The following is a 22,460-nucleotide window of genomic DNA, read 5'->3' as shown; positions in this document are numbered from 1 at the left end:
CTCTCAGCGGGGGGTCAGTAGGTGATCACGCCGAAGAGCGTGAAGAGCGGCACGAGCGAGAAGCCGCCGGCGATCACGACCGCCACGACCCAGCCGGCGATCTTCGCGCGGCGGCGGGCCATCGGCGAGCCGGTGAAGCCGAGCGTCTGCATCGCGCTCCAGGTGCCGTGGTGCAGGTGGAGGCCGAGGGCGACCATCGCCACGAGGTAGATGATCGTCAGCCACCACACCTGGAACGAGTCCACGAGGAGCTCGTAGGGGTTGTTGGTGGCGCCACCGGCGACGTTGACCTTGCCGATGGTGAACTCCAGCAGGTGCCAGATCAGGAACAGCAGGATCGTGACGCCGCCCCAGCGCATCGTCCGGGAGGACAGCGAGGAGTGGACGTTCTTCTTCACCGCGTACCTGGTCCGGCGGGCCTCGTTGGAGCGGCGCCAGAGCTGCGAGGCGCTCCAGACGTGGGCCACCAGCGAGACGATGAGGACGATGCGGATGATCCACAGCACGCCGCCGTAGGGAACCATCGGCTCCCCGATCGTGCGCAGGTGCTCCGCGTACTCGTTGAAGTTCTCCTCGCCGGCGAAGGCGTGGAGGTTGCCGTACATGTGCAGGAGGACGAAAGCGATGAAGACCAGGCCGGTGGAGGCCATCAGGATCTTGAGAGCGATCGTCGAGCGCGACGCACGCGCTCCTCGGACGAGAGTCGGTGTTGCCACGGCGAGTACCGTACCCCTCCCTCCGGGTGGGCTTTGCCCGGGGGCCTGTGACATACGCCTCGGGCACGGTGCGGGGCGAGGGGTTGACGGTCCGGCCCCGGCCCGCTCAACGGTAGGGGTGCCTCGCCGCCCAGGTCAGGCCCAGGTCAGGCCCAGGTCAGGCCCAGGTCAGGCCCAGGTCAGGCCCAGGTCAGGCCCAGGTCAGGATGCCGGACGACGCAGGCGCAGCTCGACGAGGACCGGGCCGCGGCGGGCCGCGGACGGGCCGGCGCTGCCACAGCCGGCGCCGCCGTCCGGGTTCCCGCTGGCGCAGGAGCCGCAGCCGCTGGACGGGCACCCGGCGGTGAGCTCGCGGGCCTCGAGGCGGCCCAGCGAGACGAGCCGGTCGAGCGCGGCGTCCACGGCGTCGGGTCGCAGACCGGTGGTCGCGGCGATGCCGGCGCGGGAGGTCGTCCCGCCCTCGACGGCGGCGAGGACGTCGCGCAGCGGTGAGGCGCTCACGCGATCACGCTGCCCACGGTGAAGACGAGCAGGCCGAGGAGCCAGGCGACGCCGAGCTGGACGGCCATGCCGAAGGCGGTCCAGCGCAGCCCCACCTCGCGGTACTGGGCGGCGACGGTCGCCACGCAGGGCGTGTAGGCGAGGAGGAAGACGAGGAACGCGAGGACTGCCGCGGTGGTGTGGCCTCCGGAGGAGACTGCGAAGGCGTTGACCAGGTCGTGCGAGAGGCCGGCCGAGGAGCCGCCGGCGGTCGGGTCGGCCGCCGCGTAGGTCTGGGCCCACGAGGAGAGCACGCCCTCCTTGGCGACGAAGCCGACCACGAGTGCGCCGACGGTGTGCCAGTCGGCGAAGCCCAGCGGGGCGAAGATCGGCGCGATGAAGCCGGAGACGGCGGCGAAGACGCTGTCGGACGGATCGATCTGGCCGAACCCGCCCAGGCCGGTGCCCGTCGGCAGGGCCTGGAGCAGCCACACGACCGTGACGGTGACGACGATGATGCCGCCCGCGGTGCGCAGGAACCCCTGGAGCCGGAGCCACGTGAGGGACAGGGTGAGCCGGAGGGTGGGGCGCTGGTAGGCGGGCAGGTCGAGCACGAGCGGCTCGGAGCCCATGGTGCGCCACAGCGTCCGGCGCATGACGAGGCCGACGCCGATGACGAGCGCGATCGAGAGGACGTAGAGGCCGAACACGACGGTGCCGGCGTGGGCGGGGAAGAACGTCGCCGCGAGCATCACGTACACGGTGAGGCGGGCGCTGCACGAGGTGAACGGCACCAGCAGCGTCACGAGGATGCGCTGGCGGGCGTCGCCGAGGATGCGGGTGGCGGAGATGGCGGGGACGTTGCAGCCGAAGCCGACGACCAGCGGGAGGAAGGCCTTGCCGGGCAGGCCGAGCCGGCGCATCGTCCGGTCGGTGACGACGGCGGCGCGGGCCAGGTAGCCCGAGTCCTCCAGCAGCGCGAGGCAGGCGAACATGATCGCCATCAGCGGGGCGAAGGTGAGGACGGTGCCGACGCCGGCGATCAGCCCGTCGACCACGAACCCGTTCACCCAGGTGTCCCCGAGGCCCACGAGGGAGAGGGCACCGTGCGCCAGCGAGCTCACCGGGCCGGAGATCAGGCGGTCGAGCAGGTCCTGGAGGGGCACCGCGACGGTCGTGGTGGCCTGGAAGACCAGCCACATGACGCCGAGGAAGAAGAGGGGGCCGACGACGGGGGCGGTGAGCCAGCGGTCGACGCGCTCGCCGAGCGGTGGCCGGGCCGAGGAGGACAGCGTCACAGCGTCGGCGCAGGCGGCCTCCACCCACGCGAAGCGCTCGTCGGCGAGGTCGAGCTCGTCGGGGTCCTCGGGCAGCTCGCCGAAGGAGCGTGCGGCCAGCGGGGCGGCGGACAGGGCCGCGCGGGCGGCCTCGCCGAGCAGGTCCCCGCCGGAGCGGCGGCGCGGGTCCAGCGCGACGACGGGGGCGCCGATGCCGGTGGCCAGCGCGGCGGGGTCGACCGAGAGGCCGCGGCGTGCGGCCACGTCCATCATGGTGAGCGCGACGAGCAGGCGACGGCCCTCCTCGCGGAGCTCGGCGACCAGGTGCAGGCCGCGGGCCGGCGCGAGGGCGTTGACCACGACGACCGTGAGGTCGGGCGGGTCCGCCGAGACCAGCAGCTCGCGGGTGAGCGCCTCGTCGGGGGAGGCGGGGGTGAGGCTGTAGGCGCCGGGGAGGTCCAGGAGCTCGGCGGTGAGCGGGGCGTCGCCGGGGCAGCCGCAGGTGCAGCCGGGCGTGCACGTGGTCGCGCAGCCGCAGGCGCCGACCGGCAGGTCCCAGGCGGCGCGGCCGACCTCGACCGTCGTGCCCGGCCAGTTGCCCACCGTCCGGTGGCCGCCGGTGAGGGCGTTGAAGAGCGTGGACTTGCCGGAGTTGGGCGCGCCGACGAGGGCCAGGACGGGGGAGCCCGCCGGGGCCGCACGGCCGCCGGTGTCGCTGTGGCAGGAGGCCGTCGGCGTGACGGTCAGCGCGGAGACGTCGGGGTCGAGGTCGGCGGCGTCGGGGCGGGGAGCGGGGGTGTGCTGCGTGGCCACGGGGCGGCTCAGAGCGCGTGCACGAGCAGCGCACCGGCGGTGCCGGCGTCGAGCGCGGCGTGCCGCGTCCCCGCGTGGTCGAGCGCGACGAGACGTCCGCCGCCGCTGGTGCGGGAGACGACCCGGAGCTCGCTGCCCTGGCGGATGCCGAGCTCGGCGAGGCGGCGCCGGGCGGCCCCGGCGAGGCCGATGCCGGCGAGGCGGACGGTGCTGCCCGGGCGGAACCCGGCGAGGGGAGCCGGCGTCGCCGCGTCCCGCGCGGACCCCTGGGGGGCGCGGACGACGGCGGTCGGGTGCGGTGCCACGATGCTCACGGGATCCAGGTTAGCCCCACCTTCCTAAGGGTTGCCTAGCCTCCGTCCGTACTTCTCAGAAGGGACTCAGGTCCCTGGTCGCCTTCACAGGCGTGGGGCCGGGCCCTCGACCGTCTTGTTCGCGCGCGCGGGCGCGAGGCCTTCGGTCCTCGCCGGGCGGGACGAACGGCGAGGTCGGCGGGGCGTGTTTCCCTCGTGTTGCGCGGCAGGCGTCGAGCAGGTCACAACCTGTGGCGGGCGCCACTTGACGGCCCTAGGGTCCGAGGCATGAGCGAACCCGAGGTTCCCGCCACGCAGGCACCGGACGAGGGCCCCCTCGCCCTCGCCGGCCCGGGCGACGACCGACCCGTCGAGGCCTGGGAGTCGGCGGCCGCCGCCGTGCTCCGCAAGGCCCGCCGGCTCGGCGAGGACGACCCCGACTCCGCGGTGTGGCAGAAGCTGACCCGCCGCACCCTCGACGGCATCGACGTGACCCCGCTGGGCACGGCCGCCGGCGTCGAGGACCTGTGGACGTCGGGTCGACCGGTGCGCCACGGCGCCTGGGACGTCCGCGCGCTGATCGAGCCGCAGGCGCCGGCGCTCGCCCGCGACGCGGCGCTGGAGGACCTGGACGGCGGGGTCACCTCGCTCTGGCTCCAGCTCGACGAGGAGACCGCGACCGGCGAGGGCCTCGCCGAGGCGCTCCTCGCCCGGCTCGACGGCGTGCTGCTCGACCTCGCCCCGGTCGTCCTGGACGCCCCGGCGGCCCCGCTCGCGGTGGCCGACGCCTTCCTCGCCCTGCTGGGGGAGACGCAGGCGGCCCCCGGCACGAACCTCGGCATCCCCGCGGACGCCGCGCCCGAGGCCCTCGTGGCCGGCGCCCGGCTCGCCGCGCAGGCGGACGTGCTCGGCGTCGTGGTCGACGGCACCCGCGTGCACGACGCCGGTGCCTCCGACGCCACCGAGCTCGGCTACGTCCTGGCCGCCGGCGCGCGGGTCCTGCGGGTCCTCGAGGCCGCGGGCATCGCCCCGGCCGAAGCGGCCGGGCTGGTCGAGCTCCGCGTCGCGGTGACCGATGAGCAGCTCGTCTCGCTCGCGAAGGTGCGCGCGGTGCGCCGCCTGTGGTCGCGGGTGCTCGAGCTGAGCAGCGGCGGGGGAGCACTGGGCCCCACCCGCGTCCACGCCGTCACCAGCCGGCCGATGATGACGCGCTACGACGCCCACACGAACATGCTCCGCACCACCGTCGCGGCCTTCGCCGCCGGCGTCGGCGGGGCGGACGCGGTGACGGTGCTGCCCTTCGACGCCCCGCTCGGCCGCTCGGAGTCGTTCGGCCGCCGGATCGCCCGGAACACCTCCCACCTCCTGGTCGAGGAGTCGCACGTCGCCCGCGTGAGCGACCCGGCCGGCGGCTCCTACGCGATCGAGCGACTCACCGACGACCTCGCGGTCGCGGCGTGGGAGGTGCTGGGCGAGCTGGACACCCTGCACGGGCCCAACGCCGCCGTCCTCGCCGAGAAGGTCGCGGCGACGGTGGCAGAGCGCGACCGCCTGGTGGCCACCCGCAAGCGCCCGGTCACGGGCGTCTCGGAGTTCCCCAACCTCGCCGAGGGGCTGCTCGTCCGCGAGCCCTCGGACGCCTTCGCCGACGTCGTCGGGTGGGCCCGCGAGTTCGAGGCGCTGCGCGACGAGCCGGCGATCGGGCACGCCTTCCTGGCCACGCTGGGCACGGTCGCGGCGCACACGGCTCGGGCCACCTTCGCCACCAACCTGCTGGCCGCCGGCGGGGTCGGCGTCGACGTCGCCGGCGCCACCACCGGTCCCGACGACCTGGTGGCCGCGTACGCCGGTCAGCCGGTCGTCGTCCTCGCCGGCACCGACCCGGCCTACGCCGAGTGGGGCGCGGAGGCCGCAGCCGCCCTGCGGGCCGCCGGTGCCACCCGCGTCGTGGTCGCGGGCAAGCCCGCCGACTTCGCCGACGACTCCTGCGCCCTGGGCGTCGACGCCCTGGCCTTCCTCACCCGCACGCGCGACGCGCTCGCCGGAAAGGACCTGTCATGACCGTCCCCTCCTCCTTCGCGGGCAAGCCCCTGTCGGAGCACCGCGGCGCCCGGTGGGACATGGGCTGGGGCGACGGCGAGCCGTGGACCAGCCCCGAGGGCATCCCCGTCAAGCCGCTCTACGTCTCCTCCGACCTGGACGGGCTCGACGCGCTCGACACGCTGCCGGGCCTGAGCCCCTTCCTGCGCGGGCCCTACCCGACCATGTACACGACCCAGCCGTGGACCATCCGGCAGTACGCCGGCTTCTCCACCGCCGAGGAGTCGAACGCGTTCTACCGGCGCAACCTCGCGGCCGGCCAGAAGGGCCTGTCGGTCGCCTTCGACCTGGCGACCCACCGCGGGTACGACTCCGACCACCCGCGCGTGCGCGGCGACGTCGGCATGGCCGGGGTGGCCATCGACTCCATCTACGACGCGCGGACGCTGTTCGAGGGCATCCCGCTGGACCAGATGTCGGTGTCGATGACGATGAACGGCGCCGTCCTGCCCGTGCTCGCCCTCTACATCGCGGCGGCCGAGGAGCAGGGGGTGAGGCCGGAGCAGCTGAGCGGGACCATCCAGAACGACATCCTCAAGGAGTTCATGGTCCGCAACACCTACATCTACCCGCCGGCCCCGAGCATGCGGATCATCTCCGACATCTTCGCGTTCACGGCCGCCCGGATGCCGCGGTTCAACTCGATCTCCATCTCCGGCTACCACATGCAGGAGGCGGGGGCCACCAACGACCTCGAGCTCGCCTACACGCTCGCGGACGGCGTGGAGTACATCCGCGCCGGCCTCGCGGCGGGCCTCGACATCGACGCGTTCGCCCCGCGGCTGTCCTTCTTCTGGGCCATCGGGATGAACTTCTTCTCCGAGGTCGCCAAGATGCGCGCCGCCCGGGCCCTGTGGGCGCGGCTGGTGCGCGAGTTCGACCCGAAGAACCCCAAGTCGCTCTCGCTGCGCACGCACAGCCAGACCTCGGGCTGGTCGCTCACCGCGCAGGACGTCTTCAACAACGTCGGCCGCACGTGCATCGAGGCGATGGCGGCGACCCAGGGGCACACCCAGTCGCTGCACACCAACGCCCTCGACGAGGCGATCGCGCTGCCGACCGACTTCTCGGCCCGCATCGCGCGCAACACCCAGCTGCTGCTCCAGCAGGAGTCGGGCACCACCGGGACGATCGACCCCTGGGCCGGCTCGTACTACGTCGAGAAGCTCACCCACGACCTCGCCGAGAAGGCCTGGGCGCACATCATGGAGGCCGAGGCCGCCGGCGGCATGGCCTCCGCGATCGAGCAGGGCATCCCGAAGATGCGCATCGAGGAGGCGGCCGCCCGCACCCAGGCGCGGATCGACTCCGGGGCCCAGAAGGTCATCGGCGTCAACACCTACCGTCCGGCCGCCGAGGACCACCTCGACGTCCTGCGCGTCGACAACGACGAGGTCTACCGGGCCCAGATCGCCAAGCTCGAGCGCCTGCGCGCCGAGCGCGACGCCGAGGCCGTCTCGGTCGCCCTGGAGCGGCTCACCAACGCCGCGGAGCAGGGCGCCGGCTCCGGCCTGGAGGGCAACCTCCTCGGGCTGGCCGTGGAGGCCGCGCGCGCCAAGGCCACCGTCGGGGAGATCTCCGACGCGCTGGAGAAGGTCTACGGCCGCCACCAGGCCGTCATCCGTACGATCTCCGGCGTGTACCGCGACACCGCCGCCGAGGGCGAGGGCGGCTCCGCCGTCGCCCAGGTCCTGGCCGAGACCGAGGAGTTCGCCGAGGCCGAGGGCCGTCGGCCGCGCATCCTCGTGGCCAAGATGGGCCAGGACGGTCACGACCGCGGCCAGAAGGTGATCGTCTCCGCGTTCGCCGACATGGGCTTCGACGTCGACGTCGGGCCGCTGTTCTCCACGCCCGAGGAGGTCGCGCAGCAGGCGGTCGACAACGACGTCCACATCGTCGGGGTCAGCTCGCTCGCCGCCGGTCACCTCACCCTGCTCCCGGCGCTGCGCGCAGCGCTGGCCGAGCAGGGACGCGGGGACATCATGGTGGTCATCGGCGGCGTCATCCCGCCGGACGACGTCCCCACCCTCAAGGAGATGGGGGCCGCCGAGGTGTTCCTGCCGGGCACGGTGATCGCCGAGTCCGCGCTCCGGCTGCTCGCGGACCTGCGCGCGCAGCTCGGCCACTGATGACGGGCCGTTGATGTCGGGGCAGCCCCTCGACGACCGCTCCGCCGCCCGCGTGGCCGCCCTCGTCGAGGGCGTCCGCGCGGGGCGGCGCGCCCAGGTCGCCCAGGCCATCACGCTGGTGGAGTCCACCCGTCCGCTGCACCGGGCCATGGCCCGGGCGCTGCTCACGGGCATCGCCGACCTCGCCGCCGGCCCGGACGTCGTCCGGGTGGGCATCTCCGGCGTCCCCGGCGTCGGGAAGTCCACGTTCATCGAGGGCCTGGGCGTGCGCCTGGTCGAGGAGGGTCACCGCGTGGGCGTCCTCGCCGTCGACCCCTCGTCGGTGCGCACGGGCGGGTCCGTCCTCGGTGACAAGACGCGGATGGGCCGCCTGGCGTCGGAGCCGGGCGCCTTCATCCGGCCCTCGCCGTCCGCCGGGACGCTGGGCGGGGTCGCCCGCGCCACGGTGCAGGCCATGACGGTGCTCGAGGCCGCGGGCTTCGACGTCGTCCTCGTCGAGACCGTCGGCGTGGGGCAGAGCGAGGTCACCGTCGCCGGGATGGTCGACACCTTCCTCTTCCTCACACTGGCGCGCACGGGGGACCAGCTCCAGGGCATCAAGAAGGGCATCCTCGAGATCGCGGACGTCATCGCCGTCAACAAGGCGGACGGCGACCGGGCGGTCGAGGCCCGGGCGGCGGCCCGCGACCTCGCCGGCGCGCTGCGGATGGTGCGGGGCCACGACGAGTGGGCGCCCCCGGTCGTCACCTGCTCCGGCCTGCTCGGCGACGGGGTCGAGGACCTGTGGTCCCGGGTCGGCGCGCACCGCGACCACCTGGGCACCGAGGGCCTGGCCGCCCGGCGCGCGGCCCAGCAGCTCGACTTCACGTGGGCGCTGGTACGGGACGAGCTGGACCAGCGGCTGCGGCTCTCGCCCGGCGTCCGGGAGGTCAGGGACGACGTCCGGGCCGCCGTGCTCGCCGGCACCCTGCCCGCCACGGTCGCCGCGGACCGGCTGCTGGAGGCCTTCGACGGGGACCGTCCGGCCGTCGGCGGGGCCGACGGGCCGGTCTCGTCCGCGCCCTAGACTGGCAGCCGCCATGTCGACTCCCCCCGCCCTGACCCCGCCCGCCCTCACGCCCGCCGTCGCCGACCTCGTCGCCGGCACCGTGGCCGAGCGGGAGCGGGACCTGGTGGCGCTGCGCCGCGAGCTGCACGCCCACCCCGAGCTGTCCTGGGCCGAGGAGCAGACCACCGAGCGGCTGCTCGCGGCCGTCGGGTCGCTGGGCTGGCGCACCCGCCTGCTGCCCCGGTCGGGCTTCGTCGCCGACCTGGGGGAGGAGGGGCCCCTGGTCGCGCTGCGCACCGACCTGGACGCGTTGCCCGTGCAGGAGGTCTCCTCGGAGCCCTTCGCCTCCACCGTCCCCGGTGTCGCCCACGCCTGCGGCCACGACGTGCACATGACCAGCGTCGTGGGCGCCGCGGCGGCCCTCTCCGCGGTGCACGCGGCCGGGCTGCTGCCGGGACGCGTGCGGCTGCTCTTCCAGCCCGCCGAGGAGGTCATGCCCGGCGGTGCGCTGGCCATGGTCGAGGAGGGCCACCTCGACCGGGTCGAGCGGATCTTCGCCCTGCACTGCGACCCGGCGGTCGAGGTCGGGCGGGTGGCGCTGACGCCCGGCCCGCTCACCAGCGCCGCCGACATGGTCGAGATCCGGCTCGAGGGGGTCGGCGGCCACACGTCCCGACCCCACCTCACCGGCGACCTCACCTTCGCCCTCGCCAAGGTCACGACCGAGCTACCGGCGATCCTGTCGCGCCGGCTCGACCCCCGGGCCGGGGTCTCGGTCGTGTGGGGCGTCCTGCGCGCCGGCGCCGCACCCAACGTGATCCCGCGCGACGGGCTCCTGGCCGGCACGGTCCGCGTGCTCGACCGGGACGCCTGGGCGGAGTGCGAGGACTTCGTCCGCCGGCTCGTCCCGGAGATCGTCCGGCCCTACGGCGTGACCGCCCACCTGGAGTACCACCGCGGTGTGCCGCCGGTGGTCAACGACCCCGCCGCCCACGCGGCGCTTGTCGCGGCCGCCACCGCACTGCTCGGCCCTGGCCATGCCGACAAGGCGAGCCAGAGCCTCGGCGGCGAGGACTTCGGCTGGTACACCGACCGCGTGCCGGGCGCGATGTTCCGCCTCGGCACCCGCGCGCCCGGGGGGCGGGTCTACGACCTCCACCAGGGCGACCTGCACGTGGACGAGGGCGCCATCACCGTCGGCGCCCGGATGCTCGCGGGCGCGGCGGTGGCCGGCCTGGCCTCGCTCGGCGGCTGAGGCGACCCTCCGGCCGACAGGGGACTCCGGACGTTCCCGGAGGCTCGACGGTCCACGCATCACTCGTTGGTAACAACTGCGCAACCATCGCCCTGCTGGCGGAGACCGTCCTGTGGTGGCCACTAAGGTGACGCACAGTCTGCGCGCGGGACCAGATGCGCCGCAGTATGTCCTTCGAGGAGGGATCGTGCGTCGCACGACCAAGATCGCCGCTGTCGCCGTGGTGACGGCCATCGCCCTGACCGGGTGCAGCAAGAAGTCCGACACGTCGGCCACCGACGCCAGCTCGTCGGCGTCCGACGACATCTGCAAGACCGCTGACGGGGACGGGCCGATGATCGGCCTGGCCTACGACGTCGGCGGCCGTGGCGACCAGTCGTTCAACGACAGCGCCTACGCGGGCGTCTCCAAGGCCGTCGAGGAGTTCGACGGCTCCTGCGTCGAGGGCGAGGCCGAGGACGGCGAGGCGGAGTCCGCCCGCGAGGACCGCCTGCGCCAGATGGCCGACGCCGGCGCCACCGCCATCATCGGCGTGGGCTTCGCCTACAGCGACTCGGTGAACGCGGTCGCCCCGGACTACCCGGACGTGAACTTCGCGGTCGTCGACGGCTACGACCCCGACTCGAAGGCCAACGACAACGTGGCCTACTTCTCCTTCGCGGCGAACGAGTCCTCCTACCTGGTGGGCGTCGCTGCCGCGCTGACCACCCAGACCGACGAGGTCGGCTTCGTGGGCGGCGTCCACAACGACCTGATCAAGGCCTTCGAGGCCGGGTACACCGCCGGCGTCCACGCCGTGAACCCCGACATCCAGGTCGACGTGGCCTACATCGAGGAGAGCGACCTCTCGGGCTTCTCCGACCCGGCCGGTGGTAAGACCGCCGCCGCCGGTGAGTTCGACAAGGGTGCCGACGTGGTCTACCACGCCGCCGGCGCCTCGGGCTCGGGCGTCTTCGACGCCGCGGTCGAGGCCGGCGACGGCATGTGGGCGATCGGTGTCGACTCCGACCAGTACCTCACCGCGACCTCCACGCAGCAGCCGCACATCCTCACCTCGGCGCTCAAGCGCGTCGACGTGGCCTCCTACGACTTCATCAAGTCCGTCAACGAGGGCACGCCCGACACCAGCTACGTGACCTACGACCTGACCAACGACGGCGTCGGCTACTCCACCTCCGGTGGGTTCCTCGACGACGTCTCGGACCAGATCGACGAGTACGCGTCGAAGATCAAGTCCGGCGACATCACGGTGCCCACCGCCCCGTGACGAGAGGGCGGTCGCGTGACCGCCCCTCCGCGCTGAAGTAGCGTGCGGGCCCGGGGAGCCACGGCTCCCCGGGCCCGTTCGCCGTGCCCGTCCCTTCCCGGCCCTCCCGGCCGGTCCCGTCCCGCAGGAGGTCCGTTGAGCCCGCAGCAGACCGTCGCCGAGGCCGCGCCCGAGGTGCGGCTCTCCGGCATCGGCAAGCGGTTCCCGGGCGTCGTGGCCAACCACGACGTCGACGTGCTGATCCGCCCCGGCACCGTGCACGCCCTCGTCGGCGAGAACGGCGCCGGCAAGTCGACGCTGATGAAGATCCTCTACGGGGTCCAGAAGCCGGACGACGGCACGATCGAGATCGGCGGCGAGGCCCGCCGGTTCTCGAGCCCGTCGGACGCGATCTCCGTGGGCATCGGGATGGTGTTCCAGCACTTCATGCTGGCCGACAACCTGACCGCGCTGGAGAACGTCGTCCTCGGCGCCGAGAAGCTGCACGGCATCCGCGGCGCCGCCCGCCGCGAGTTCGAGGCGATCTCGGAGCGCTACGGCTTCGGCCTGCGCCCCGACGTCCTCGTCGAGAAGCTGGGCGTCGCCGACCGCCAGCGCCTGGAGATCCTCAAGGTCCTCTACCGGGGCGCGAAGGTGATCATCCTCGACGAGCCCACCGCGGTGCTGGTCCCGCAGGAGGTCGAGGCGCTCTTCCGCAACCTCTCCGACCTGCGCGCGCACGGCCACTCGCTGCTCTTCATCTCGCACAAGCTCGACGAGGTCCTCGCGATCGCCGACGACATCACGATCATGCGGCGCGGCACCACGGTCGGCACCGCGGTGCCCGCCGAGACCACCAAGCGTGAGCTCGCCGAGCTCATGGTCGGCTCGGAGCTGCCGTCCCCGGGCACGGGGGAGTCCACCGTCACCGACGTGGTCCAGCTGCGCCTCGAGGGCCTCGGGCTGGAGGAGGACGGCCGCGCCGTCCTGTCCGGCATCGACCTGACCATCCACCGCGGCGAGGTCCTCGGCCTCGCCGGCGTCGAGGGCAACGGCCAGGCCGAGCTCGTCGAGACCATCATGGGCATGCGCAAGGCCACGGCCGGCCGGATCGTCCTGGGCACCGAGGACATCACCGGCTGGACGACGCGCGAGCGCCGCGAGTCCGGCATCGGCTACATCCCCGAGGACCGCCACCGCCACGGCCTGCTCCTGGACTCCCCGCTGTGGGAGAACCGCATCCTGGGCCACCAGGGGGAGCGGCCGAACTCGCGCGGCCCCTGGATCGACCGCGAGGGCGCGCGTTCCGACACCCGCGCCATCGTCGAGGAGTTCGACGTCCGGACGCCCGGCATCGACACCGCCGCCCGCGCGCTGTCCGGCGGCAACCAGCAGAAGCTGATCATCGGCCGGGAGCTGCGCGGCGAGCCCGTGCTGCTCATCGCCGCCCACCCGACCCGCGGCGTGGACGTCGGCGCGCAGGCGGCGATCTGGGGGCACCTCAGCGCCGCCCGGGCGGCCGGCCTCGCCGTCCTGCTCATCTCGGCCGACCTCGACGAGCTCATCGGCCTCTCGGACCGCATCGACGTCATCCTGCGCGGACGCCTGGTCGGCGAGTTCGACCCCTCCGAGGTCACGCCCCGCGACCTCGGCGCCGCCATGACCGGAGGAGACCAGTGAACGCCCTCAGGAGCCTGTTCTTCGGGCTGCTCGCGCCGGTGATCGCCGTGGCGATCGCCGTCGTGGCGACCAGCGTCGTCATCATCGCCTCGGGCAGCGACTCGGGCGTCGGGAGCTTCTGGTCGATCATGCTGGCGGTCCCGCAGGACCGCATCCTGGTCAACATCGTCAACCAGTCGTCGATGATCTACCTCTCGGCGGTCGCCGTGGCGATCGGCTTCCGGATGAACCTGTTCAACATCGGCGTCGAGGGCCAGTACCTGGTGGCCTCCTACGCCGCCGCGACCTTCGTCGGTGCCGCTCTGCTGCCCGGGTTCGTCAACATCGTGCTCGGCCTCGTCATCGCGATCGCGGTCGGCGCGGCCTGGGCCGGTATCGCCGGCCTGCTGAAGACCTACCGCGGCGTCAGCGAGGTCATCTCGACGATCATGCTCAACGCGATCGCGGGCATCGTCGTCAGCTACTTCCTCGACAAGTACGGCGTGCACGGCGGCAACCAGGTGAACACCGCGACGGCGCCCGAGTCCTCCTGGGTGCCCGGCTGGACGCCCTTCACCTCGGCCGACGGCGCGATCTGGTCGCTGGACCTGCTGGCCGTCCTCGTCGGCGTCGGCTTCTGGGTGCTCCTCTCGCGCACCCGCCTCGGCTTCGACCTGCGCGCCACCGGCGCCTCCACGACCGCGGCCGTCGCCTCGGGCGTGAGCGTGGAGCGGATGACCCTCGTCGCGATGCTGCTCTCCGGCGGCGTCGCCGGCCTCATCTGGATGCCGGCCTACTTCGGCTCCGCGCACGTCTACGGGACGACGTTCCAGGCCGGCCTCGGGTTCACCGGCATCGCCGTGGCGCTGCTGGGCCGCAACCAGCCGCTGGGCATGGTGTTCGGCGCCCTGCTGTTCGCCTTCCTCTCGGCGCAGTCGAACTCGCTGACGCTCCAGACCGACATCTCCTCCAGCGTCGTCCAGATCACCCAGGGCGTCGCGGTGCTCGCGGTCGTCGTGGCCTACGAGCTCGTGCGACGCTCCCGCAGCCGTGTCGAGCAGCGTGCCGTGGCCCGGGCCACCGCGCCCGTCAACCAGGAGGTGGCGGCGTGAGCGCCCCCGCACCGTCCACGACGACCCCGACCGGCGGCCCGTCGCCGCTCGCCCAGCGCTACGCCCGGGCCCGCACCAAGGGCTGGCTGCTCGTCCTGGGCGTGCTCGCGGTGGTCTCGCTCGTGCGGATCGTCAGCGGCACCGACGACATCACCTCCGAGGCGACGCTGCGCGCGGCCATCCTCGCGGCCTGCCCGATCCTGCTCGCCGGCCTCGGCGGTCTGTGGTCCGAGCGCGCCGGCGTCGTCAACATCGGCCTCGAGGGCCAGATGCTGCTCGGCACCTGGGGCGCGGCCTACTTCACCTACTGGTACGGGCCCTGGCACGGGCTCCTGGGGGCGGCCCTGCTCGGCGCCATCGGCGGGCTGCTGCACGCGGTCGCCACGGTCACCTTCGGCGTCGACCACGTCGTCTCCGGCGTCGCGATCAACATCATCGGCCTGGGCGCGACCACGTTCATGGCGGAGGCGTTCTTCTCCGACCTGCAGTACGGCGGACCCCGCCAGCTCACCGGCCTCGACCCGCTGCCCTACGTGACGGTCCCGGGGTTCTCGGACGCCATGGTCTGGCTCAACGACCAGGGCTGGTTCCTCGTCTCGGACGTCGCGGGCTTCCTCGCCGCCCTCTCCACCAAGCTGTCCGTCTTCACGATCCTCATCGTGCTGCTCGTGCTGCTCACCTCGTGGGTGCTGTGGCGCACGCCGTTCGGCCTGCGGCTGCGCGCCTGCGGCGAGAGCCCGTCGGCGGCCGAGTCGCTCGGCGTCAACGTCTACCTCTACAAGTATGTCGCCGTGCTGGTCAGCGGCGCGTTCGCGGGCCTGGGCGGCGCCTTCCTGGCGCTGGTCTCGGCGAGCGGCTTCGTCACGAACCAGTCCGGCGGACGCGGCTACATCGGCCTCGCGGCGATGATCTTCGGCAACTGGACGCCCTGGGGCACCGTCGGCGCCTCGGCGATGTTCGGCTACACCGACGCTCTCCGGCTGCGCAGCCCCGAGGCGGTGCACGCGCTGCTCCTGCTGGTCGCCCTGGGCCTGCTGGCGATGGCCGCGCTGCGCGGCTGGCGCAAGCAGTGGGTCGGCGCCGGCCTCTTCGGGGTCTTCGGCCTCGCCTTCCTGCTCTGGTACCTGCTCACCGACACGGTGCCGCGCGAGTTCACCGGCCTCACCCCGTACCTGGCGACCCTGCTGGTCCTCAGCCTCGCCTCGCAGCGGCTCCGGCCGCCCGCGGCCGACGGCCTCGTCTACCGCAAGGGCAGCGTCGGCTAGTGGACGTCGACTGGGACGGCCTCACCGCGCTCGCGCGGGAGGCCATGGGGCACGCCTACGCCCCCTACTCGGGCTTCACCGTGGGCGCGGCCGCCCGCGTCGACGACGGGCGCCTGGTCTCCGGCTGCAACGTCGAGAACGCCGCCTACGGGGTGGCGCTCTGCGCGGAGTGCGGGCTGGTCAGCGAGCTGCACCGCTCCGGCGGCGGTCGGCTCACCCACTTCGTCTGCGTCGGCGGGGACGGGCGGCTGATCATGCCGTGCGGCCGCTGCCGCCAGCTGCTGTGGGAGAACGGCGGCGCGGCCCTGGAGCTGCTCACCGCCTCCGGCGTCCGGACCATGGAGGAGGTGCTGCCCGATGCCTTCGGCCCCGACGACCTCGATCGACCTCGCTGACCCGGCCTTCGTCGCCGACCCCTACCCCGTCTTCGCGGCGGAGCGGGCCCTGCACCCGGTGGCCTGGCACGAGGCGTCCGGCTCCTGGCTGACGTTCGCGCACGCCACCGTGGGGCAGGTCCAGCGGGACCGCCGGCTCGGCCGGATCTGGCAGGACAAGCAGCCCGCGGACCGGCTCGAGCCGTTCAACCTGCTGCACCGCAACCAGATGATGGAGAACGAGCCGCCGGCGCACACCCGGCTGCGGCGTCCGGTGGCCTCCGCGTTCGCCCGCGGGCACGTGGAGCGGCTGCGCCCGCGCGTGCGCGAGCTCGCCGCCGAGCTCCTGGACGCCGTCGACCCGGCGGGCTTCGACGTGATCGCCGAGTACGCCGAGCCGCTGCCGGTGCTCGTCATCGCCGAGCTGCTCGGCGTCCCGGCCTCGCACGCCGCCGACCTGCGCCACTGGTCGCAGGCGATCGTCCGGATGTACGAGGTCTCCCCGAGCGAGCAGGTCGTGGACGAGGCCGTCCGCGCGGCCACCGACTTCGCCGCGCTGGCCCGCGACCTGGCGGCCACGCGCCGGCGGCTGCCCGCCGACGACCTGATCAGCGACCTGGTGGCCACCGAGCTCACCGACGACGAGGTCGTCGCGGCCATCGTGCTGCTCCTCAACGCCGGGCACGAGGCGTCCGTCAACGTCTTCGGCAACGGCCTCGCGGCCATGCTCGCCCGCGGGCTGCGCCCCACCTCGACCGACGCGGCCGAGCTCGCGCCGGCCGTCGAGGAGATGCTCCGGTTCGACTCCGCGCTCCAGCTCTTCGAGCGCACCGCCACCGAGCCCGTCGAGGTGGGCACGGGGGACGCCGCGGTGGTCGTCGAGCCCGGCCAGAAGATCTGCGCGCTGCTGGGGGCGGCCAACCGCGACCCGGCCGTCTTCGAGGAGCCGGACGAGATGCGGCTGGACAGGGCCGTCAACCCGCACCTCGCGTTCGGTGTCGGCGTCCACTTCTGCCTGGGGGCGCCGCTGGCCCGGATGGAGCTCGCGGAGTCGCTCGGCGCCCTGCTCAGCCGCCACGAGACGCTGCGCCTCGACGGCGACCCCGTGCCCCGTGGCACCTTCGTCCTGCGGGGGCACACGTCCCTGCGGGTGCGGGCGTGAGGCTCCCCAGAACCGGGCCACGCCCACCCCACGCCCACCCCACGACCAACCCCGATCCCGCCCCACCTTCTGCGAGGAACTGACGTGCACGACGCGGTGGAGGTGATCGTCGCCAAGCGCGACGGCGCCGCACTCTCCGACAGCCAGATCGACTGGGTCATCGACGCCTACACGCGCGGCGAGGTCGCCCACGAGCAGATGTCGGCCCTGGCCATGGCGATCCTCCTCAACGGGATGGACCGCCGCGAGATCGCGCGCTGGACGGCCGCGATGATCGCCTCGGGGGAGCGGATGGACTTCTCCGCGCTCTCCCGGCCCACCGCCGACAAGCACTCCACCGGCGGGGTCGGCGACAAGATCACCCTCCCGCTCGCGCCGCTGGTCGCCGCCTGCGGCGTGGCCGTGCCGCAGCTGTCCGGGCGCGGCCTCGGCCACACCGGCGGCACCCTGGACAAGCTGGAGTCGGTCGCCGGCTGGCGCGCGGGGCTCTCCAACGCGGCCATGCTCGCCCAGCTCGAGGACGTCGGTGCGGTCGTGTGCGCCGCCGGCTCCGGCCTCGCCCCGGCCGACAAGAAGCTCTACGCGCTGCGCGACGTCACCGGCACCGTCGAGGCCATCCCGCTCATCGCCTCCTCGATCATGAGCAAGAAGATCGCCGAGGGCACCGGCACCCTCGTCCTCGACGTGAAGGTCGGCTCCGGCGCCTTCATGAAGGACCTGGAGAAGGCCCGCGAGCTGGCGAGGACGATGGTCGAGCTCGGCACCGACGCTGGCGTGCGCACCACCGCGCTGCTCACCGACATGTCCGTGCCGCTGGGCCTCACCGCCGGCAACGCCATCGAGGTCGAGGAGTCGGTCGAGGTCCTCGCCGGCGGCGGCCCCGCGGACGTGGTGGAGCTGACCCTCGCCCTGGCCCGGGAGATGCTCGCCGGCGCCGGGGTCACCGACGTCGACCCCGCCGAGAAGCTCGCCGACGGCTCCGCCATGGACGCCTGGCGCCGGATGATCTCCGCGCAGGGCGGCGACCCGGACGCCCCGCTACCGGTCGCGGCCGAGTCGCACGTGGTCACGGCGCCGACGGACGGCGTCCTCTCCCGCCTCGACGCGATGAGCGTGGGCCTGGCCGCGTGGCGCCTCGGCGCCGGCCGCGCCCGGCAGGAGGACCCCGTGCAGGCCGGGGCCGGCGTCCGCTGGCACGCCCGACCCGGGGACGTCGTGACGGCCGGGCAACCGCTGTTCACGCTGCTCACCGACACCCCGGAGCGCTTCGAGCGGGCCCTGGCCTCGCTCGACGGCGGCTGGGAGATCGCCGCCCCGGGGACCGTCGTCACGCCCGGCCCGCTCGTCATCGACCGGATCGCCTGAGGCAGGCCCCGGCGGGGCTCAGGACGGCTGGGCCACCAGCAGCACCAGCGTCTCGGCGACGCACGCGGGGCGGGGGTGGTCCTCGATCTCCACGGTGTGGACCAGCCGCGCCCGCACGCCCGCGCCGGTCTCCTCGGCGGCGTCGAGCCGCACGTGGCTGCGCACCCGGCGGCCGACCGGCAGGGGGGCGGGGAACCGCACCTTGTCCAGGCCGTAGTTGAGGACGGCGCCGCCGGTGTCGAAGCGGAACACGTCCGCCCCGAGCCGCGGCAGCAGCGAGAGCGTGAGGAAGCCGTGGGCGATGGTGCCGCCGAACGTGGAGGCGGCCGCGCGCTCGGGGTCGACGTGGATCCACTGGTGGTCGCCGGTGGCGTCGGCGAAGGCGTCCACCCGCGCCTGGTCCACCTCGAGCCAGGCGGAGACGCCCAGGTCGGTGCCGGCGGTGGCGATGACGTCCTCGAGGCTGCTGAACACGATCACGGTGAGGTCCCTCCCGGGAGGAGTGCGCGGGTCGGTGACAGGTCGTCGCGGCGGCCCGCGCGTGTGGGGGAGCGGGGCGCCCAGGTGGTTGGATGACGCCATGAGCGTCACCCCCGCGCAACCTACCCCCACCCTCGACCAGGTGCGCCGCGCCCCGAAGGTCCTCCTCCACGACCACCTCGACGGTGGCCTGCGGCCGCGCACGGTGCTCGAGCTGGCCGGCGAGATCGGCCACCCGCTGCCCGCCGACGACGCCGAGGGGCTGGCGACCTGGTTCGCCGAGGCGGCGGACTCCGGCTCGCTGGAGCGGTACCTGGAGACGTTCGTGCACACCGTCGCGGTGATGCAGACGGCGCCGGCGCTCACCCGGGTCGCGCGCGAGTGCGTCGAGGACCTGGCCGCCGACGGCGTCGTCTACGCCGAGCTGCGCTGGGCGCCCGAGCAGCACACCGAGAGCGGGCTGAGCCTGGACGAGGCCGTCGAGGCCGTCCAGCAGGGCCTGGACGAGGGTGCCGCCGAGCAGGGCGGCCGGATCGTCGTCCGCCAGCTGCTCACGGCGATGCGGCACGCCGCCCGCTCCAGCGAGATCGCCGAGCTCGCCAACGCCTGGCGCGGCCGCGGCGTGGCCGGCTTCGACATCGCCGGGGCCGAGGCCGGCTTCCCTCCCACCCGGCACCTGGACGCGTTCGAGAAGGTGAAGCGGGCCAACGGGCACATCACCATCCACGCCGGCGAGGCGTTCGGCCTGCCCTCGATCTGGGAGGCGATCCAGTGGTGCGGGGCCGACCGGCTCGGTCACGGCGTGCGGATCGTCGACGACATCACGGTGGGTGAGGACGGCACGGTCACGCTGGGTCCGCTCGCCTCCTACGTCCGGGACAAGCGCATCCCGCTCGAGCTCGCACCGGCCTCCAACGTGCAGACGGGCGCCGCGCCCTCGATCGCGGAGCACCCGATCGGGCTGCTCACCGACCTGCGGTTCCGGGTCACCGTCAACACCGACAACCGGCTCATGAGCCGCACGTCGATGACCGCGGAGATGGCGGCGCTCGTCGAGGCCTTCGGGTTCGACCTCGACCGGCTCGAGTGGTTCACGATCAACGCGATGAAGTCGGCGTTCCTGCCCTTCGACGAGCGGCTCGCGCTCATCGAGGACGTCATCAAGCCCGCCTACGCGGCGCTGCGGGCCGAGGCCTGAGCGTCATGGGTCCCGTGGACGTCCTGCTCGCGGTCGTGACCGTGCTGCTCCTGGCCGCCGCGGGCTGGCTCGCCCTGCGGGGCGGGCGTCAGCGCGCGGAGGCCCGGGAGTTCGACACCCGTGCCGTCGAGGTCGAGGGGGAGGTCCTGGAGACCAGGGCCAAGGACGTCGCGGTGGCCGGCGAGCCGCGCACCATCTACTTCCACCTGGTGTCGTGGGCCCTGCCCGACGGGCGCACCGTGCGCGCCGAGACGATGACGGGCATCGAGCCGCCGGTGCCGCGCGTGGGCGACACCGTCACGCTGCGCTACGACCGCAGCCACACCGACCGGGTCGTCCTCGCCCGCGCCGACCACGTGACCGGGGCCGGAGCCACGTCCTTCGCCCTCGCGCGGGTGCTGCTCGGGGTCGGCCTGGCCGTCCCGGTGGCGTGGGTGCTCGTGTCGGTCCTCGTGCTCACGCTCTGAGCCCGTCCCGTGGCATGGCCGGTCCCTGCGGCAGCACCGGGAACCACACGCGCGTCCAGCGGCCCAGCGGCAGGTTCCGCTGCTCGACCTGCGCGCGCGTGAGCGCGCCCAGCTCGCCACGGGCGGGGTCGTAGACGGCCCAGTCGTCGCCGGGCGTGCCCACGACCAGCACGACGTGCCGGGGCGTGCGGCGGTCGCCGATGAAGACGGGCACCGGGACGCCGGCACCCGCAGCACGCAGGACGTCGTCGTGCACGCTGCCCCGCCGCACCGCCCGCACCCCGCGCCACCACGACCAGGCGCCGCCAGGCTCCCGGGCCAGCGCCCGGGCGACCGCCCACGGGGGCATGCCGAGCCAGCGGGGCCACCAGCCGCGCTCGCGCCGGTGGACCGTGAGCACCCGGCCGGCGAAGCCGTCCTCGGGGGAGGGCGTGGCGGGGTCGCGGCGTGCGGCCAGCACCCAGCGGGCGAGCACCACCGACGACGGGCCGCACGTGAACGGGTCCGGCTGGCGCAGCCGGGACCAGTCGGGCCAGCGGGGCTCGGCGGCGGTCACCGGCTCAGGCCCGGGTCACGCGGGTCGCGAGCAGGGCCGCGACCTCGGCGCGCACCTCGTCGGGGCTGCGCGGCACGCAGCCACGCTCGACGGCGGCCGCCACCACGCCGCGCTGGGCGCGGGCCAGGGCCAGGCCGCGGCGCACCAGCACCAGCGGCGGCTTGCGGCGCTCCCGGAGGTCGCGGGTGAGGCGGAACCAGAAGGTCCGCACGACGCTGCGCCGCACGCAGTAGGCGGCGGCCAGCAGGCCCTCGGCCGCGGCGGGCCCCACGACGTCCGCGGCGAAGATGCCCTCGGCGACGAAGAGGGGTGCCCCTCCCAGGTCGACCGGGCGGGTGCCGGTGCGCCCGTTGGCCGCGATCTCGTAGACGGGCACGTCGGCGCGGCCCTCGGCGCACAGCCGGCGCAGCGCGTCCAGCGCGTCGTCCAGCAGCCAGGAGTCGAGGCGGTCCCAGTCCACGAGGCCGGCGTTGGCGCCGGTCGCGATGAGCGGGAGTGTCGGGTCGTCGCCGTCCTTGTAGAAGTCGTCGAGCCGCAGCACCGGGAGCCCGAGCCGCTCCGCGAGCCGGGACTTGCCGGACCCCGACGGCCCGGCGAGGACGATCACCTGCGCGCGCACGCGCTCAGTAGCCGGAGGCGGCCTCGCCGGCCGCGTCGGCGAGGAGCGCGCGGCTGCCGGACACGCCGAGACGGGTGGCGCCGGCGGCCATCATGGCCCGCGCCTGGGCAAGGGTGCGGACGCCGCCGGAGGCCTTGACCTCGAGGGCGTCGCCGACGGTCTGCTTCATGAGCCGCACGGCGTGCTCGGTGGCGCCGCCGGCCGGGTGGAAGCCGGTCGAGGTCTTCACGAAGTCGGCACCGGCGGCGGCGGAGGCACGGCACACGCCCACGACCTGCTCGTCGTCCAGGGCCGCGGACTCGATGATCACCTTGAGGACGGTCGGGGCGGGTGCCGCGGCGCGCACCGCGGCCACGTCGGCCTGCACGTCGTCGTAGCGGCCCTCGCGGGCGGCCCCGACGTCGATGACCATGTCGATCTCGTCGGCGCCCAGGCGCACCGACTCGGCCGCCTCGGCCGCCTTGACCGCGGAGGTGTGCTTCCCGCTCGGGAAGCCGCAGACCACGGCCACCTTGAGGCCCTCGGGCACGTCGAGGGGGAGCATGGACGGCGAGACGCACACCGAGTAGGTGCCGAGCTCGGCCGCCTCGGCGACGAGGGCCGCGACGTCCGCGCGGGTCGCCTCGGGCTTGAGCAGCGTGTGGTCGATCGCGCGGGCCACCGCGGCGGGCGTCGGAACGGTGCTGTCCGTGGTGTCAGGGCTGTCGGTGCTCACGACGGGCCAGCATAGGTCCCGGCTGTGCGCAGCGCCCGTCGGCGCGGGGCCTGCGTGATCCTGCGTGGTGGCGGGCGCAGGGCCAGCGCAGGGCCAGCGCAGGGCCAGGGACGGGCGCGCGGGGCGCCCAC

General features: G+C 74.1%; 21 protein-coding genes. 13 read left to right on the top strand and 8 right to left on the bottom strand.

Annotation, left to right across the window (positions count from 1 at the left end):
• Positions 1 to 14 precede the first annotated feature (14 nt).
• The 4 genes from E8D37_RS05855 to E8D37_RS05840 all read right to left on the bottom strand — a co-directional run bounded on the left by E8D37_RS05855 (position 15) and on the right by E8D37_RS05840 (position 3,600).
• On the bottom strand, positions 15 to 716 hold the full coding sequence (locus E8D37_RS05855) for a succinate dehydrogenase cytochrome b subunit (RefSeq protein WP_136568806.1): 702 nt from the start codon (positions 714 to 716) through the stop codon (positions 15 to 17).
• Positions 717 to 917: 201 nt separating this feature from the next.
• Positions 918 to 1,217 (bottom strand): FeoC-like transcriptional regulator, encoded by a 300-nt coding sequence (locus tag E8D37_RS05850; protein WP_136568805.1) that lies wholly within the window; start codon positions 1,215 to 1,217, stop codon positions 918 to 920.
• The gene (feoB, locus tag E8D37_RS05845) at positions 1,214 to 3,286 is read right to left on the bottom strand and encodes a ferrous iron transport protein B (RefSeq protein WP_240770214.1); all 2,073 of its coding nucleotides are present in this window, start codon (positions 3,284 to 3,286) and stop codon (positions 1,214 to 1,216) included. The genes E8D37_RS05850 and feoB overlap by 4 nt, the downstream gene beginning before the upstream one ends.
• Before the next feature lie 8 nt (positions 3,287 to 3,294).
• Positions 3,295 to 3,600, bottom strand: coding sequence for a FeoA family protein (locus E8D37_RS05840; protein ID WP_168929636.1), 306 nt, complete (start codon positions 3,598 to 3,600; stop codon positions 3,295 to 3,297).
• 267 nt (positions 3,601 to 3,867) lie between these two features.
• Between E8D37_RS05840 and E8D37_RS05835 the strand changes: the two genes are divergently transcribed.
• The 11 genes from E8D37_RS05835 to E8D37_RS05785 all read left to right on the top strand — a co-directional run bounded on the left by E8D37_RS05835 (position 3,868) and on the right by E8D37_RS05785 (position 18,294).
• Positions 3,868 to 5,640: a methylmalonyl-CoA mutase family protein gene (locus E8D37_RS05835; RefSeq protein WP_136568803.1), complete on the top strand. Its 1,773-nt coding sequence runs from the start codon at positions 3,868 to 3,870 to the stop codon at positions 5,638 to 5,640.
• Positions 5,637 to 7,808 carry a methylmalonyl-CoA mutase gene (scpA, locus tag E8D37_RS05830; protein ID WP_136568802.1) on the top strand — a complete coding sequence of 724 codons (2,172 nt, stop codon included), beginning with the start codon at positions 5,637 to 5,639 and terminating at the stop codon, positions 7,806 to 7,808. Before E8D37_RS05835 ends, scpA begins: the two co-directional genes overlap by 4 nt.
• A 13-nt stretch (positions 7,809 to 7,821) precedes the next feature.
• The gene (gene meaB, locus E8D37_RS05825; RefSeq protein WP_136568801.1) at positions 7,822 to 8,874 is read left to right on the top strand and encodes a methylmalonyl Co-A mutase-associated GTPase MeaB; all 1,053 of its coding nucleotides are present in this window, start codon (positions 7,822 to 7,824) and stop codon (positions 8,872 to 8,874) included.
• Positions 8,875 to 8,887: 13 nt separating this feature from the next.
• Complete coding sequence (locus tag E8D37_RS05820; RefSeq protein ID WP_136568800.1) at positions 8,888 to 10,111, top strand: amidohydrolase; 1,224 nt, start codon at positions 8,888 to 8,890, stop codon at positions 10,109 to 10,111.
• A 187-nt stretch (positions 10,112 to 10,298) separates the two neighbouring features.
• Positions 10,299 to 11,378, top strand: coding sequence for a BMP family ABC transporter substrate-binding protein (locus E8D37_RS05815; RefSeq protein ID WP_136568799.1), 1,080 nt, complete (start codon positions 10,299 to 10,301; stop codon positions 11,376 to 11,378).
• 135 nt (positions 11,379 to 11,513) lie between these two features.
• Positions 11,514 to 13,037: an ABC transporter ATP-binding protein gene (locus tag E8D37_RS05810; RefSeq protein WP_206055587.1), complete on the top strand. Its 1,524-nt coding sequence runs from the start codon at positions 11,514 to 11,516 to the stop codon at positions 13,035 to 13,037.
• A complete protein-coding gene (locus E8D37_RS05805; RefSeq protein ID WP_136568798.1) occupies positions 13,034 to 14,128 on the top strand; it encodes an ABC transporter permease in 1,095 nt (364 codons plus the stop codon). Before E8D37_RS05810 ends, E8D37_RS05805 begins: the two co-directional genes overlap by 4 nt.
• A complete protein-coding gene (locus E8D37_RS20055; RefSeq protein WP_136568797.1) occupies positions 14,125 to 15,393 on the top strand; it encodes an ABC transporter permease in 1,269 nt (422 codons plus the stop codon). The genes E8D37_RS05805 and E8D37_RS20055 overlap by 4 nt, the downstream gene beginning before the upstream one ends.
• On the top strand, positions 15,393 to 15,788 hold the full coding sequence (locus tag E8D37_RS05795; protein WP_206055586.1) for a cytidine deaminase: 396 nt from the start codon (positions 15,393 to 15,395) through the stop codon (positions 15,786 to 15,788). The genes E8D37_RS20055 and E8D37_RS05795 overlap by 1 nt, the downstream gene beginning before the upstream one ends.
• Entirely contained in the window at positions 15,751 to 16,929 is a 1,179-nt protein-coding gene (locus E8D37_RS05790; RefSeq protein ID WP_136568796.1) for a cytochrome P450, read from the top strand. The genes E8D37_RS05795 and E8D37_RS05790 overlap by 38 nt, the downstream gene beginning before the upstream one ends.
• A gap of 84 nt (positions 16,930 to 17,013) precedes the next feature.
• On the top strand, positions 17,014 to 18,294 hold the full coding sequence (locus E8D37_RS05785; RefSeq protein ID WP_136568795.1) for a thymidine phosphorylase: 1,281 nt from the start codon (positions 17,014 to 17,016) through the stop codon (positions 18,292 to 18,294).
• Between the two features lie 18 nt (positions 18,295 to 18,312).
• Here E8D37_RS05785 and E8D37_RS05780 read toward each other — a convergent pair whose 3' ends face one another.
• Complete coding sequence (locus E8D37_RS05780; RefSeq protein WP_168929635.1) at positions 18,313 to 18,774, bottom strand: MaoC family dehydratase; 462 nt, start codon at positions 18,772 to 18,774, stop codon at positions 18,313 to 18,315.
• Between the two features lie 100 nt (positions 18,775 to 18,874).
• On the opposite strand from E8D37_RS05780, the gene E8D37_RS05775 reads away from it, so the two are divergent.
• Both E8D37_RS05775 and E8D37_RS05770 read left to right on the top strand, forming a co-directional pair.
• Positions 18,875 to 19,972 carry an adenosine deaminase gene (locus E8D37_RS05775; RefSeq protein ID WP_136568793.1) on the top strand — a complete coding sequence of 366 codons (1,098 nt, stop codon included), beginning with the start codon at positions 18,875 to 18,877 and terminating at the stop codon, positions 19,970 to 19,972.
• Positions 19,973 to 19,977: 5 nt separating this feature from the next.
• Complete coding sequence (locus E8D37_RS05770; protein ID WP_136568792.1) at positions 19,978 to 20,439, top strand: DUF3592 domain-containing protein; 462 nt, start codon at positions 19,978 to 19,980, stop codon at positions 20,437 to 20,439.
• On the opposite strand, the gene E8D37_RS05765 is transcribed toward E8D37_RS05770, so the two are convergent.
• From E8D37_RS05765 to deoC, 3 genes are read right to left on the bottom strand one after another with little or no spacing between them, the layout of a single operon-like run.
• A complete protein-coding gene (locus E8D37_RS05765; protein WP_136568791.1) occupies positions 20,429 to 20,995 on the bottom strand; it encodes a hypothetical protein in 567 nt (188 codons plus the stop codon). The genes E8D37_RS05770 and E8D37_RS05765 overlap by 11 nt on opposite strands.
• Positions 20,996 to 20,999: 4 nt before the next feature.
• Positions 21,000 to 21,614 (bottom strand): ATP-binding protein, encoded by a 615-nt coding sequence (locus tag E8D37_RS05760; protein ID WP_136568790.1) that lies wholly within the window; start codon positions 21,612 to 21,614, stop codon positions 21,000 to 21,002.
• A gap of 4 nt (positions 21,615 to 21,618) precedes the next feature.
• Positions 21,619 to 22,329, bottom strand: coding sequence for a deoxyribose-phosphate aldolase (gene deoC / locus E8D37_RS05755; protein ID WP_136568789.1), 711 nt, complete (start codon positions 22,327 to 22,329; stop codon positions 21,619 to 21,621).
• Between the last annotated feature and the right edge of the window lie 131 nt (positions 22,330 to 22,460).

This window comes from Nocardioides sp. GY 10127, assembly GCF_004919085.1.
Lineage (GTDB): Bacteria > Actinomycetota > Actinomycetes > Propionibacteriales > Nocardioidaceae > Nocardioides.
The sequence above is the reverse complement of the archived record's forward strand: the minus strand, read 5'-3'. Positions and strand labels throughout refer to the sequence as shown.

Bases quoted from the DNA above. Each gene is read 5' to 3' on its own strand.
- E8D37_RS05835 (WP_136568803.1), top strand. From the start codon at position 3,868: ATGAGCGAACCCGAGGTTCCCGCCACGCAGGCACCGGACGAGGGCCCC.
- scpA (WP_136568802.1), top strand. From the start codon at position 5,637: ATGACCGTCCCCTCCTCCTTCGCGGGCAAGCCCCTGTCGGAGCACCGC.
- meaB (WP_136568801.1), top strand. From the start codon at position 7,822: ATGTCGGGGCAGCCCCTCGACGACCGCTCCGCCGCCCGCGTGGCCGCC.
- E8D37_RS05820 (WP_136568800.1), top strand. From the start codon at position 8,888: ATGTCGACTCCCCCCGCCCTGACCCCGCCCGCCCTCACGCCCGCCGTC.
- E8D37_RS05790 (WP_136568796.1), top strand. From the start codon at position 15,751: ATGCCTTCGGCCCCGACGACCTCGATCGACCTCGCTGACCCGGCCTTC.
- E8D37_RS05775 (WP_136568793.1), top strand. From the start codon at position 18,875: ATGAGCGTCACCCCCGCGCAACCTACCCCCACCCTCGACCAGGTGCGC.
- E8D37_RS05770 (WP_136568792.1), top strand. From the start codon at position 19,978: ATGGGTCCCGTGGACGTCCTGCTCGCGGTCGTGACCGTGCTGCTCCTG.